This is a genomic window from Rhodopirellula sp. SH410, assembly GCF_055811895.1.
The window spans coordinates 5,543,301-5,556,974 of record NZ_CM147949.1 but is presented as its reverse complement, the minus strand read 5'-3'; the positions used below and the strand labels follow the sequence as shown (position 1 = coordinate 5,556,974).

The 13,674-nt window shown below is 57.5% G+C and carries 8 protein-coding genes; all 8 read left to right on the top strand.

Annotated features, from left to right (window positions below):
* The first annotated feature begins 58 nt into the window (after positions 1–58).
* The 8 genes from SH410x_RS20220 (at position 59) to SH410x_RS20185 (ending at position 13,628) form a co-directional block, all read left to right on the top strand.
* On the top strand, positions 59–607 hold the full coding sequence (locus SH410x_RS20220; protein ID WP_473670313.1) for an ISAzo13-like element transposase-related protein: 549 nt from the start codon (positions 59–61) through the stop codon (positions 605–607).
* 120 nt (positions 608–727) lie between these two features.
* Positions 728–1,111: a hypothetical protein gene (locus SH410x_RS20215; RefSeq protein WP_473670312.1), complete on the top strand. Its 384-nt coding sequence runs from the start codon at positions 728–730 to the stop codon at positions 1,109–1,111.
* 259 nt (positions 1,112–1,370) lie between these two features.
* Positions 1,371–1,805 carry a hypothetical protein gene (locus SH410x_RS20210; protein ID WP_473670311.1) on the top strand — a complete coding sequence of 145 codons (435 nt, stop codon included), beginning with the start codon at positions 1,371–1,373 and terminating at the stop codon, positions 1,803–1,805.
* Between the two features lie 343 nt (positions 1,806–2,148).
* Positions 2,149–2,463: a TMEM14 family protein gene (locus SH410x_RS20205; RefSeq protein WP_473670310.1), complete on the top strand. Its 315-nt coding sequence runs from the start codon at positions 2,149–2,151 to the stop codon at positions 2,461–2,463.
* Between the two features lie 39 nt (positions 2,464–2,502).
* Positions 2,503–2,652, top strand: a complete 150-nt coding sequence (locus SH410x_RS20200; RefSeq protein ID WP_473670309.1) for a hypothetical protein — start codon at positions 2,503–2,505, stop codon at positions 2,650–2,652.
* A gap of 393 nt (positions 2,653–3,045) precedes the next feature.
* Entirely contained in the window at positions 3,046–3,615 is a 570-nt protein-coding gene (locus SH410x_RS20195; RefSeq protein ID WP_473670308.1) for an RNA polymerase sigma factor, read from the top strand.
* Positions 3,612–6,434, top strand: coding sequence for a YfbK domain-containing protein (locus SH410x_RS20190; RefSeq protein WP_473670307.1), 2,823 nt, complete (start codon positions 3,612–3,614; stop codon positions 6,432–6,434). Before SH410x_RS20195 ends, SH410x_RS20190 begins: the two co-directional genes overlap by 4 nt.
* A gap of 270 nt (positions 6,435–6,704) precedes the next feature.
* Entirely contained in the window at positions 6,705–13,628 is a 6,924-nt protein-coding gene (locus SH410x_RS20185) for a TgpA N-terminal domain-containing protein (RefSeq protein ID WP_473670306.1), read from the top strand.
* The last annotated feature ends 46 nt before the right edge of the window (positions 13,629–13,674 follow it).

Here is a 13,674-nt window from a genome sequence, read left to right as displayed (position 1 = left end):
GGCACCGAGATTCCTCAGGGAAATCGAGACGCGTTTCCGAGCTATTGATTTCGACTTCATGATTGACCCACGCTGTTTAAAAGCCGCTGTCAATGGTGGTGAAACACCCCAACTATTTCACCATAGGGGAGCACCTGCCCCTTGCCAAGGAAATTTCTGGAGAAACTGGAGTTTTCTTTGCGATTCAGCGGAGACGTGGTTTGACTATTGTTTCTGCAATCACCAAGTCTCATCGTTGCAAACCCATCCAGGGCGCCCACATTTGCGGTTTGAAACCCTGACCCAATGCCTGAGATTCTCCTGCGTCGAATTGAAGTTGCCGCCGACGTTAGCCATGAATCGCGGCAGCGAGCGAACGGTACTTCTTGGGATCATACGCCTAAAGCGTTTTTTTGATGGAGCGAATAGAGCAGTAGTTCGAAGTATTCGCGATCATGAATGCCGTACCGTGATCCCGCATGGCATCTACGACGTTGCCAAGAACAAAGCTTCTTTGCATTTGAAATGTAGCAAGGATACATCTGAGTTTGCTCGCGAAAGCATCGGGTTGTGGTTCACCACTTCGCCACTGTATCGAGAGGTGCGTAAGCAAGACGCGGCTCTGTAGAGATGATTCCGTGACTCGGGAGTTTTTTGAGCGGACCGATTGCAGAATAGACTCTATGGGTGCCGAATTCATCTCTTAGAGAAATATGATCACCGAAGGCGTTCTTTGAGGAACTGCATTATGAACCGATCGCAACCCGCAACGCCTGAGGAATGGCTCGCCGAGATCGAGCTTGCCATCACCGATGCCAGAGATTCCAAGCCGTTTGGATTGTTGACCGACAAGCGGATCACTGAGTCCAACCTGTTTCATCTGGCCCCGCACGTGTGCATGAAGTTCCGTGGGCTGGACTATCGGGACGAAGCACTTCGGACCCGTGTTACCAAAGGGGCACTGGCAAACTACGTCGCCAACTCCGATCTTGATGGGATCAACCACGGGCTGGATCAGAGACCGCTGATGGCGTTTGCCATGTGCTACATTGCGGCACATTACGTCCTTGATCTGCTTGATGAAGCCGTGGCAGCCGCCGCTCTGGAGTACTGCGATAGGAACATCGATTGACGGATGGACGATCTCCGGCAATGCACTCATGACTTGCTGCTGGCGGAACGGGCGAGAGAGTGGCTGTTGGATGACGTCGACTTAAATCCGTCGACCGAAAACCGTCAAACCCAAAGCGACGCTGCCCATCTGCTAGGGTGGGTACACCAACACTCTCGGAATTCACTTTATGCCCAACTGCCCGTCCTGCAACAGTCCGAATTCTCCCGGCGAAAAATTTTGCCGGTCGTGTGGTGTGCCTTTTCCCGCAGCCACGACAATGACCACGGACCTCGAAGGAGAATTACGATCACTTCTAGGTCAAGGACGCAAGATCGAAGCTGTCAAACTTTACAAAGAGCACACGGGCAGTGGGCTGAAAGACGCCAAGGATGCAGTCGAAGCTCTTCAAGGCGGTGCCGGCCTGCCCGAATCTGGCCTGCCCGAATCTGGACGGGCCGATGCCGCACTTGATGCCAAACTTGAGGCGGAAGTTCTGAGCTTATTGGCGAGTGGGAAGAAGCTCAAAGCTGTCAAGCTCTACCGCGATCAAATCGGTGCAACTCTCCTGGAGTCCAAACTGGCGGTCGAATCGGTGGCCGCACGCCATGGTATCGTGGTCAAGGAAGGAGGGTGCAGCGGAGTGGTGATCATGGTCGGTCTGGCCTCGGTCGGAATCGCTGTTCTGGTCGGTCGTGTGATTCTGAATGGATGAGTTGTGATGTCTGGTAGTGTTTTTGGTCGAGGCTTTCGCCCAGCCCGCAGCTGCTGATGAGCAAAGAAAGGGCAGCAAGGTTTTCGGATAAGCTTTGCGCTAACTTTGTCCCTGCTCCCATTCGTATCGCAGATTGCCGAGCCAGCGGAAATCACTGGCCTCTGGCGAACCAATAAGACCCGAATGCCTGCTTTCTGGCCCGTTTGGCCAACCTCGTGGCTGGCAACTTGGGGGCGACTCACTACAATTCCGCCAAAAGGCAATTTTGGGTGGATGGGCCTGTGGTCGAATCCGCTGAATCATTTCTGCCACAACTTGGCAATTCAAATTAAAAGAGACTTGTGTGGACTTTTCGGTAATCGTGACAGCATTCTTTGGAGCTTTTGTCGTCTTTGGAGGAGTCATGGGCTATGTCAAAGCTGCAAGCAAGGCTTCTTTGATCGCAGGCAGCATCACGGGCGGACTCCTTCTGCTCTCAGCGTTTCTGATTGCGAAAGGCATCACCGCAGGGGCCATATTAGGGATAGTTGTTTCGCTACTGTTGATCGGCCAGTTTGGCGGTTCGTTGCGGAAGAAGTTCAAGGTCATGCCGAACCTGCTGGTAGTCGTCTTTGGAGTCATCACGGTCGGCGCGCTCGTTTTCAGTTTTTTCAAATAGGTTCCGGGAATCAGGGTGGAGCGCAGAAGTGGGCCCTGGGTGATTACCATCGACAGCGTTCGCGTTCATTGGGCTGAGTCCCGGGCAGTCACCACAGCCGCCTGCGACCAGCACACCGAAGCGAGGATTGGGGAGCGTGATACCTGGGCTGCGATTGCTCCCGCACCGGTGCTCAGCACGATGCTGTGACCGCAGTCGGACCTCCGCCGGAGGCTGAAGTCGGTGGCTAGGCACCGGTGGCGGCACGTGCGTAAGACGCCATCGGCAGCGTGGATGCCCAGAGCATGCCCGCCTCAGATGAGCCAGTGTGCCAATGCGAGTTTTTACCGCTCCTCGCGAGACTTTACCGCTCCTCGCGGGGCTGCGCCGGTGGGCGTCGCGAGGGACCGGGAGCGTTCGCCCCTGGCAGCGAGTTGCCGTCCCTGTTGGGACTCGATTCACCGGCGTGCAGGTCTGTGCCGCCGAGCAAGAGTCCGCCCTCACCGGTGATCGGACCTCTCGACGAACAGAGAATTCAACAATTCCTGATTTTTCTCCTAATATAATCAGTCGCTGGGAGTCTTCTCTGGTGAGAGGATGGTCATGACCGCAATAGCGACAAAATACATGTTGGAACCGACTCCTGAGGTGGATCAACCGAGCTGCGAGGGTGAGTGCACGCTCTCCTTACGCGACTTGTTTGACACCGAGGAGACGCCGCTGCTGCGGTACGCGTTTTCGCTGACCGGGCGTCGGGCGGTGGCTGAGGAGATTGTGCAGGAGGTGTTTTTGCTGCTGCACGGTCGTTTCGCCGAGGTTGAATCGCCGCGGGCGTGGCTGTTTCGCAGCGTTCGCAACAAAGCGTTCGATCATTTGCGAAACCATCGTCGCGAAGTTTTTGTCGAGGAGCAGCCGGATTCGGCCGGCGGCAATGAATCGCCCGAAACGCTACTCGTCCGCATGGAATCGATGGGGTTGCTGCGGCAGGTGTTGCAGGAACTCAGCGACACCGACCGGCAGCTGATTCGGCTGAAATATTTCGAAAATCTCAAGTACAGCGAGATCAGTGCTCAAACGGGCATGGGCATTGGCAACGTGGGTTACCGGCTGCATCACATTTTGAAAGAGTTATCCGCACGACTCCAACGCATGGGGGTCGACGCAACGTCATGAACGATCCATCACTCAATCCCTCGTCAGACACAGAACTTGAGTCACGCATTACTGCGGCGGTCTTGGGCGAGGCGTCCGACTTTGAACGCGATCAAATCGATCGATTGATCGAGCAGCGCCCCGAACTGGTGGCGATGAAGGCGCGGTTTGAGAGCGTGCACCGGCTGCTGCATGATGTGGGGCGGGAGGAATGGCCTGCCGAGCAGGACGGTCAATGGAAACTGCCCGTGAAGAAGCGTGACGCGTTGTTGAGTGTCTTGTCGGGCCCTCAAGATGGCACGCCGTTCGGTGAGTCACCAGAGAGCGTGCGCCCTGCCTCCCGAATTGCGAGGTTTACGAAAATCGGTGCTTTGGTATGTGCTGCCTGTCTCCTTGTTGGGATTGGTTGGTGGAGCCTCGCTGCTCCTCGCCGGACGGCCTTTCTGTCGCCGCGTGCCGGTGTCTCCCAACTGTGGTCGGAGGAAGCGAGCACCGTGTACGAATTGGCTGTCGATGAGCCCGCCGCTGCACTGGAACGCCCCAATGGCCCAGCGGGCGAGGGAATGGACATGGGAATGGACGGAGGTATGGGCGGAGGTATGGACAAGGGGATGGGCATGGACATGGGCATGGGCGGAGCCATGACAAATGGGCCCCATCTGAGTCGCGGCATGGACCAATCTGCCGATGCACCGGGACCCCGCTTTTCACGCTCCTTAAAGGTGACGGGAGTCGCGCCGCAGCGAGTCGCGGGCGAGCAAAAACAATTATTGATGAAGGACCGACCAGTGCTTGAGAAGTCGGCGCCCGACAACTCGCATTTTGGCGACCCACTGGAACGGTCAACGGAAACACGATCCTTTGGGTACCGAGATAGCTCACAGCATGTACGGGGCCCCTCCGTCGCGGACGAGCGTCAGTCCAAGGTGGAGTCGCTTGGTTTGAATGTATCCGCCGACGACTCTGGCCGGGCCGCGGGACGTCGGGATGCGTCTGCGTTGGAGTCGGAGTCGCTCAACGAAGCGGGTGATTTCGACAGCATCGATCCCTTTGCTGGTGCGTCGTTGTCAAACCAATCGCAGGCAGGCGTCGGACAGCAAGCAGCATCCGCACCGCCGGCTGCTGTTGCGGGGAAACTGGAGGGAGGGGCGAAGGAACAGAACGAGCGTGCATTGAACTTTCAAGTCCCGGCGTTGTCGGAGAGTTTATCGCGACGCAGGTCCACTCGTTTGGGCGATCTTGTGAACAGCGATACCGCTCCGGACATTGCGATCGACCTGGTGGAATCCAAAAACATGCCACTCGGCGAAACACTCGCCGACGACCTCCGCGTTTTTCTGGACACGGAGCTGCCTCAATCGGATCGTCAGCGGCTCTCTGAACGGTTCGACGATCGCTATGGACTTGGTCACGGTCGTCCACTGGCTCGACGAGAGGTCGAGCAGAGGTTGGGGCAATCTTCCGAAGCCACAGACAAAGGTAAACAGGTTCCGCGGCCCGTCGACTTCGTTCGCGAATCGAATGCGGCGGCCGAGCCGTTCTCGACCTTCTCGCTGCATGTCAGCGATGTCTCGTTCAAACTTGCTGCCGCGGCACTGGCGCAAGGCCAGTGGCCCGATCCGGGCAAGGTTCGGATCGAGGAATTTGTCAACGCATTGGACTATGGCGATCCGCTACCGAGCCAACATGAAAAGGTGGCCTGCCAAATCGAACAATGCATCGATCCTTTTGCGCAACAACGCAACCTACTACGGGTTTCCTTGCGAACCGCGGCGGCCGGACGCGCGTCGACAACACCGCTGCGATTGACGCTGCTGCTGGATAACTCCGGCTCGATGGAGCGGATCGATCGCCAGGAAACCGTTCGTCGTGCCTTTGCGACGCTGGCGGAACAACTGCAACCGAGCGATCAAATTACTCTAATCAGTTTCGCACGAACGCCACGACTGCTCGCCGATCGGGTCAGTGGCGCGAGTGCGAAAGAACTGGCTCAACTCATCGAGAACCTGCCCAGCGACGGTGGCACCAATATCGAGGCGGCCTTGCAATTGGCGTGGGAGAAGGCGCGGGAACAGTGGACGGAGGGTGCGCAGAACCGGATCATTTTGCTGACCGATGGAGCTGTCAATCTCGGCGACGCCAACCCGGATCGGCTATCCAACATGGTCACGAGGATTCGCGATACAGGAATTGCATTTGATGCCGCCGGCATCAGCGCCAACGGGCTCAACGATGAAGTCCTCGAGGCGCTGACGCGGCAGGGCGACGGGCGTTACTACCTGCTTGATTCCGCCGAGTCCGCCGATGATGGTTTCGCTCGCCAGATCGCTGGTGCACTGCGTCCGGCGGCGATGAATGTGAAGGTGCAGATCGAATTCAATCCTCAGCGAGTGGGCCATTACCGGTTGCTCGGCTTTGAGAAGCACCGACTCAATAAAGAGGACTTCCGCAACGATCAAGTCGACGCGGCCGAGATGGCAGCAGCGGAGGCGGGTGTGGCGGTCTATCAATTCGAGGCCAAACCGGACGGCGAGGGTGATGTTGGCTCGGTTTCGGTGCGTTTTCGTGACATGTCAACGGGACAAATGGTCGAGCGTCGTTGGCCGATCCCCTATCAACTCCATCCGCTCCGCGCTGACCAAGCCTCCGCGTCATTGAAATTGGCCACGGTGTCGGCAATGTTCGCTGCCAAAGTTGGCGGTGGGCCATGGGGAGAGATCGTTGATTTCAAAACACTGTCCGAATTGATTGCGGGATTGCCGCCGCAGACGCGGGTTTCCCATCGAGTTGAGCAACTCGAACAGATGATCAGACAAGCCCGACAGATCAGTGGGCAATGAATGTTTTATCGATTGCCATTCGTCTTTCGAGGCGAGCAAGGCAACTCGTTTTCCAGATCCCTGGGCGATGCCCTGTCAGCTATCCACAACGATCCCTCCGAGAGAATCGGAAGACCTCTCGGAGGGAACCGTCGTCTCCTCCGATATTCCAAACATGCGTTACCGCGTCGCCCGTTGGTGCTCAAACACGCCGCATGAAAAACTCGACACCTCTCATCCATCGAACCGGCATCCCCTTCGCCGAGCGACCATTCCCAATTAGTTAGTCTCATGAAAACCATGCGGTCACACGCCATGCTTCGGCTCTTCATCTCAATTGTGATGTCACTCGTTTTCGTCACCACTTGTTATGCCCAAGACAATGCGAAGGGGGCGACCATCAATAGCTCGATTGGCGAAGATGGTACGGGCACGATCGTGCTCGAAGCGCATGGCAAACTACCTGAGCCACCAGTATTTTACTCCAGCAAAGCTCACGCCAATGCCAACGTGACGTCCGAGCGAATTGAGCAGACGATCGAGGTCTCGGTCCACGTGATCCAGGGGCAGGCCAAGACAATCAGTCTCGGCATCAATGGCGACGGTGAGATCGTTGATGTTGCCAGTTCCCATGACGAACTGCGATCCTGGGCAGTCCGCCAGACAGACTCGGCCCGATTTCTCGACTTGAACGTGCAAGACAACGCCATCGACCTGAAGTTCACCGTTCAAGCTCGCTCAGCGAAACTGCAGCTGCCGGCGGAAATCTATCTGCTGCATCTGACGCGTGGTGATGCGGTTGGTTTCGATTCCGTCGTGGAGGTTCACGCCGCCGAGGGAGTGCAGCAAGTGGTTACTAGCACCAGCAATTTTTCACCACTAAAGTCTGACGGGAGAACGACCCGATTTCAGACGAGCACCGGCGGCGATCTCAAACTATCGATCAGCCGCAGTGGCACCGCTCCCGAACCAGTCGAGTTTACGGACACGACGCTACGCGGTGAACTCGGTGCCAGTGGTGATTCGATCCGGTTTGAACTCCGCGGTACGGCACAGGTTGCCAAACCAGGGGCGGAGTTGGTCGTGCTGTCAGGACGTGCGGCGATCAGCGATGTTCCACAGGACCCGAACTATCGTTTGCGTTTGGCGACCGAAGGCGGGCAGCCGGTTTATAAGCTGGTGTTTCCTCAATCGGGGACATTTCCCATTGAACTGAACTTCGTCGCCGCAGTACCACGCTCCGAAGACGTCGGTCGAAGTCTGGATTTCACCGTCGCCGCTGGCGCGGTCGTCCCGTTGACGCTGGAGGGCTTTGACGCCGATCTGGATTTCGCCCATGACCAGCCGTTTGTTTCGCCGGAGCATCGCGATGATACGTGGATTGGATTTTTGCCAGCCACCGGACATGCCAAGTTACAGTGGAAACCTGCTCGTCAGACCGGGGAGGGGAAATTATTTTTCACAACGACAGGTCGCATCGAAGCCACCGTCAGCGCGGGATTGCTGCGTCAAGATCACCAAATTCGATACCGCGTTCTGCAAGGTGAATTGAAATCACTGAGCCTTCGCCTGCACGGCCCTGGCGAAATTCTCGACGTCAGCGGTGACAATCTGGTCGGTTGGAACGTCACCGGCGAGGGCGAGGAACGGGGGCTGAACATCACGCTGAGTCAGGCGATGGCAGGCGAGAGCCAGATCAACGTGCGGAGCCAGACACCACTCGGGGCGTTTCCCGTCCGTGCGGAAGGATTGCGACTCGAACCAGTCGATACGATTCGCCATTCCGGATTGCTGCGGCTGAGTAACTCGGGATCGGTGCGACTCGAACCGATCGACCTCGTGGGTTTAACGCAGCTATCGCCCGATCAATTCCCTGGCGAAGCGGCTGCGGCGCGGCAAGTCTTCGTCTATCGCTTTCCTTCGGCGGAGTACGCGTTTGCTGTTATGGCTGATCGGATTCAGCCAGAGGTTCATCTATCCGACCTGGTTGTCTATGAATTATCGGAATCCGATCGTGTGATCCATGCAAACATTGAATTGGACATTCGCGAAGCCCCGATTCGGGAATGGGACTTTGCCATCCCGCCGGACTATTCCGTCGTCGCGGTTACCGGCGCGAGTGTCGCTGACTACGTCGCTGCGTCGGTGGTCGAAAAGGAACGTCGCAATTTGAAGGTGATCTTTTCGCAAGATGTCAGTGGCCGGCAACTCGTGATACTGCATTTGGAAAAGAGTGAACCCGCATCGGAAGCAGACTGGGTGCTACCGCGAATCGAATACCCCGATGCGAAAACGGTTCGGGGGGACGTGGGGGTCAGTGCGGCGGCGGGGTTCCGCATCACGATAGCGGACAGCGACCAGCTGACCGAAAAACCGCTTTCGTATTTCCCAACACCCTCCCCAGGTTTGCAGCAAGCGTTTCGGATCCGCCAGCCGGATTGGTCGGCGACCATGCACGTCGAGTTACTCCAGCGGAGTGTCCAGTCAGACGTGTTCCATCTGTATTCGCTCAGTGATGAAACTCTCTATGGCAGTGCCCTGGTCAACTACTTCGTAACAGGCTCGCCAGTCTCGCAGTGGAAAATTTCCGTCCCGGAGACACTTGGCAATGTGACGGTCGATGGTCAGGACGTACGGACGTGGCGGCGTGACGGTGACACGCTGATCATCACGCTGCATCAAGGCGTGATGGGGGCGAGCACGGTGTTGGTGACATTTGAAGAAAAGACCAATGCCGATCACGGTTCCTTTCAGGCCGGCGTGATCACGCCGCTCGATGTACAGAGCGAGCGTGGCTACATCCAGGTCGTCAGTCCGATGCAGGTTAAAATCGAGAGTTTGTCGGTGTCCGACGATTTGTTGAAACTCGATCCGCTCGAACTGCCCGCCGAACTTCGGCTGTTGAGCACGGCACCGGCACTGGGGACATGGCAGTACACCGAACGTCCGTTTGTGTTGAACCTCAAAGTCGAATGGTTCCAGCCCGGCACTATGGTTTCGCAAGTGGTGGAGTTTGCCGATGCAGACAGCCATGTGTCCGCAGACGGCGAGTTGGTAACCAATGTGACGTACTTTGTGAAGTCGCGCGGCCAACGAACATTGAAAGTGAAACTACCGGAGGCCCCGGTGCGTCTATGGGAGGTCTCGGTCGATGGCAAACCCGTCACGGCGCGGCAGGCAGACGAATTCACGCTGGTCCCGCTGCCCGGTGCGGCAGACCCCAATATTCCCGTGGAAGTCCGCCTGCGATTGGGCAAGCCCCGGGTGAGCGAATCGCATCCCGAACTGGCCCTCCCGAGCGTGGACGCACCGCTCCTGAAGGTCGAGTGGAGTATCGCGGGTGATGAGAATCATGTGCTCTCCCCCGGCCCTGGTACCGTTTCGCCGCCACGACCGATCCTTCCTCCCTCCGGCTTTGAGTGGACCGCCCGCCATGGGTTGGTATCGCTGATCCTGATCGGCTTGTTAACCGCCTTGGGTATCTGGGGACGCGAGCAGACGACGCTCTGGCAAGCGGCCGGTTTGTTTTGTTTGGCCGCTGCGATTGGCGTTTCGCTGCTGACGGCGGTGGCGGCGGTGGCCGACATTCGCGCCGCGTTGCCGCTGCAACTGAGCCTGCCGATTCTGTCCGCGGGAGCGCCGATTGAGCTGCATGTGTCGAATACTCCTCGCTGGCGTGCTAATTTCTCTTGGCTTGGTTTCACGGCGATCGTGTTCGGGGCGGCGTGCTTGGTTTGGTCGTCATTGACCCACACGATGCGAAAGCGGATTCGCTGCCTTGGAATCTTCTTGGTCACGATGGGCGTACTGTGCCAGGGAGATGCCGCGGGGTGGTTCTTTGCACTGGTCGCCCTCGCCATCTTTTTATTCCTGTTTCTCGCACCGGCACTTCGTTCACTGCGTCGTGCGGCGGACCAGTGGCATGCGTCTGGTCGCAAACAACAACCCGCTAAGGACGGCGGCCCCGCCGAATCGGTGGCAACAGCGATGTTGGTATTTGCCTTGTCGGTGGTCTCATGCGGCATATCCCACGCCGAGGTTCCCGATGGTTTTATCGCTGCGGATTCCATGAAACAGCAATGGCAGGTAACACATGGAGATGCCCGACTGAGCGCCAGCGGAACGGTCGTGGTCTCTGGTGAACCTGGGGATCGGTTCGTATTGCTTCGCGCACCGGCGATATTGACCCGATTCGAGGGGCAAGGGCTGCGTCTGACCAAGAGTGAGATTCCTGGGCAGGGCCTCGCGTATATCGTCAGCATTCCTCTGACGGAGGAGAAACCGGAGTCGAGTCGTTATGAGGCCTCGTTCGAATATCAACTCGAATCGATCAAGCCACGTCAGAGCGTTCCAGTGCTGACGGGTGACGCCGCGTTTGCTGAAATCGGCTTTCACTATGACGAACCGGGTTGGGACGTGCACAGTTCCAATGCGGTTCGCATCGAAACGGTGACCAAGGAGGACTCGACTCAATCGATCGTATTGCTTGGACCGGGAGCGGCGAATCTCTCGCTGAGTCCTCCCGCCCGAGATGTAACCACCGAGCAAACACAGTTCTACGTCGAAACATCCAATCTCTACCTGCCAGCTCCGGGCGTGGTCGATGGCCGCCATCGATTGCACATCCGCATGTCTCAGGGCCAGGTCAGTGGCCTGAGAGTGGTGATCCCTGAGGGTTTGACCGTCAGCAGCGTTAGCGGCCCGATCGGTTCGTGGCAATTCGATGCCGAGCACGGTGACTTGAAGCTGGAATTAGAGCCACCACAATCGGATGTGTTTGATATCACCATCGAGACACAGCGTGGTCTCGCGCCACTGCCGACCAACGTGACGTTGGCTCCGCTGCGGGTTCCCGAAGCGCATGGGGAAATGGGGTTTCTAGCGGTCGCTTTTGGCCCCGACGCTCAACCAGAGAAACTAACTCCGCAAGGGATGTCCGTCGTCAATATCAGTGATTTCGATGCTGGTTTGTTGCCGAACGGAGATGTCGTGCTGCATCGTGTATTGCGTTATGGTGCCGCCGGTGGCGATGTGGTTGCACGCGTTGCACCGGTGGCTCCCGAGGTTCGTGTGACCAGCCAACAGGTTCTCTCGCTCGGTGAAGAGCGGATTGTCATGGGCGTGAATTTCGCGGCTGAGATCACCCGAGCGGGCTTGTTTCAACTCAGCTTTCCGTTGCCGAATGGATTGGAGGTGGAGTCGCTCTCGGGTGCGTCGCTACACCATTGGGCCGAGCGTGGCGACGTTGAACAGCGGCAGATTGTGCTGCATCTCAACGGCAAAACGATTGGGACACAGAGTTTTCATCTCACCCTTGCGGGCACTTCGCCCACTGACGTGCAGGAGTGGAAGGTGCCGCGGTTTGAACTCAACGAAGCCGCTCGCCAAAGTGGTGAGTTGGTCGTCCGGCCCGCCACCGGCATCCGGCTGCGTACGATCTCACGGCAGAACGTCTCCGAATCGGATCTCAAACAGATGAGCGGTCAGGCGGCGCACGCGTCGTCGGCTGGCGGATTGGCGTATCGCCTTCTGCAACGAGACTGGTCGCTCGTGCTGGGCGTCGAACAACTCGATCCCTGGGTAACCGGCCAGATACTACATGAAGTGACATTGCGAGAGGGGCAAACACGCACCTCGCTGATGACAAATTTCGAGATCCAGAACGCATCCATACGCTCTCTGAACGTTGTCTTGCCGATCACCGATGAAGACGAGATCAAGACGCTGCGTGCGAGTGGCAGTACCGTTAGCGACTTGGTTCGCACGGCCCCCGATTCCAATACCTGGGAACTACGCTTCAAACGCCGCGTGATCGGAAAGGTTGAGTTTCGCATCGAATACGAACGACGGGGTGATCGCCTGGACGAACGTGAGGAGATCACACCGGTTGGAATTCCGCAGGCCCGTCAGCTGTCCTATTTTGTTGCTGTTCGTGCCGGTGGCCGGCTTGAGCTCCACCACGACGACTTACCCGATGGATGGCAGCGCATCGATTGGAGTAGCGTCCCGGCGGCACTGCGTGAGGCGGGGACTCGTGCAACTCCCGTCTTTGTCCTGCGAAGCGTCGCGGCCAATGGGCATCTGATCGTGCATGCCAAACGTCATTCGCTCGCCGAAGCGCTGAAGCTGCGTGTCTCCAAAGGTAGCCTGACCACGGTGCTCTCGCCGACGGGAGATCAGTTGACCGCCGTCGAACTGACCGTCGATGTGATCCAGCGCAGCAGCCTAAGAGTCGGGCTACCGCCCCATGGCGAGCTGTTTAGCATCTTCGTCAATGGTGAAAGTGTTCACTCGATCCATCAAAGTGGTGATGCCAGCATGTGGCAGTTCACGATTCTGCCAGGCATCGACGACCGTACCGCCAATGTTCGCTTCGTCTACTCGGTGCGTGGAAATGAGATCAACCGTCTTGAGCTGACCAGCCCCGAGCTGAATGTGCCGTTGGAGAACATCGAGTGGAGCGTGGTGGCCCCCGAAGGGTATGCGCTGGCGGATCACGATGGCAATCTCGAACTCGTCCGTCAGATTAATCAGAGCCAATACGATCGCAGTTCCTACCTATCGATCGCGAGCCATGCCCGAAAAGCACGGGCCGAGCAGGCTGCCAACCTGTTCGCCAAAGCGAACCAATTGATTCAGGCAGGCGAACAATCCAAGGCGAGCTGGGCGCTCAATAGCGTCGCGAACCAACACGCGCTCGATGCCGCATCGAATGAGGATGCACGGGTGCAGTTAGAAAACTTACAAACGCGCCAGGCCATCATTGGTTTGAACACGCGTCGGCAACGTCTCTACCTCGACAACAACCGAAGTGATGAGGCGATCGCTGGCGATCAGCAACTTCATGATGCCGCCACCGAGAACCCGATTCTGAAGCAAAATCAACTGAATCTTCGACCGGGGCAATTCAGTGAATTGCTGCGAGGCAACACCACTCAAGACAATGCGTTTTTGCAACGAATTGCAACCAAGTTGGTTGATCATCAACGCACCACCGAACCGGCTCCCCAAGCGATTCTGATCAGTCTGCCCACAGAGGGGGCGATCACGACGTTCACACGCAGTGTGCAGGTCGCCGAGGATTCGCCGATGGAACTCGACTTGGAGTTCGCCTGGAAATACAGTCTGCCCTTTTGGCGATCACTGTGTATGATCGCCGTCCTGGCATTGATGATCATCGGCTTCGTCGCGGTGACCGCGCGGCGAGTTGTCTGAAAAGTATTCCTCGCGTCTGCGGCCCATCACCGCGTCAAGTCAATTT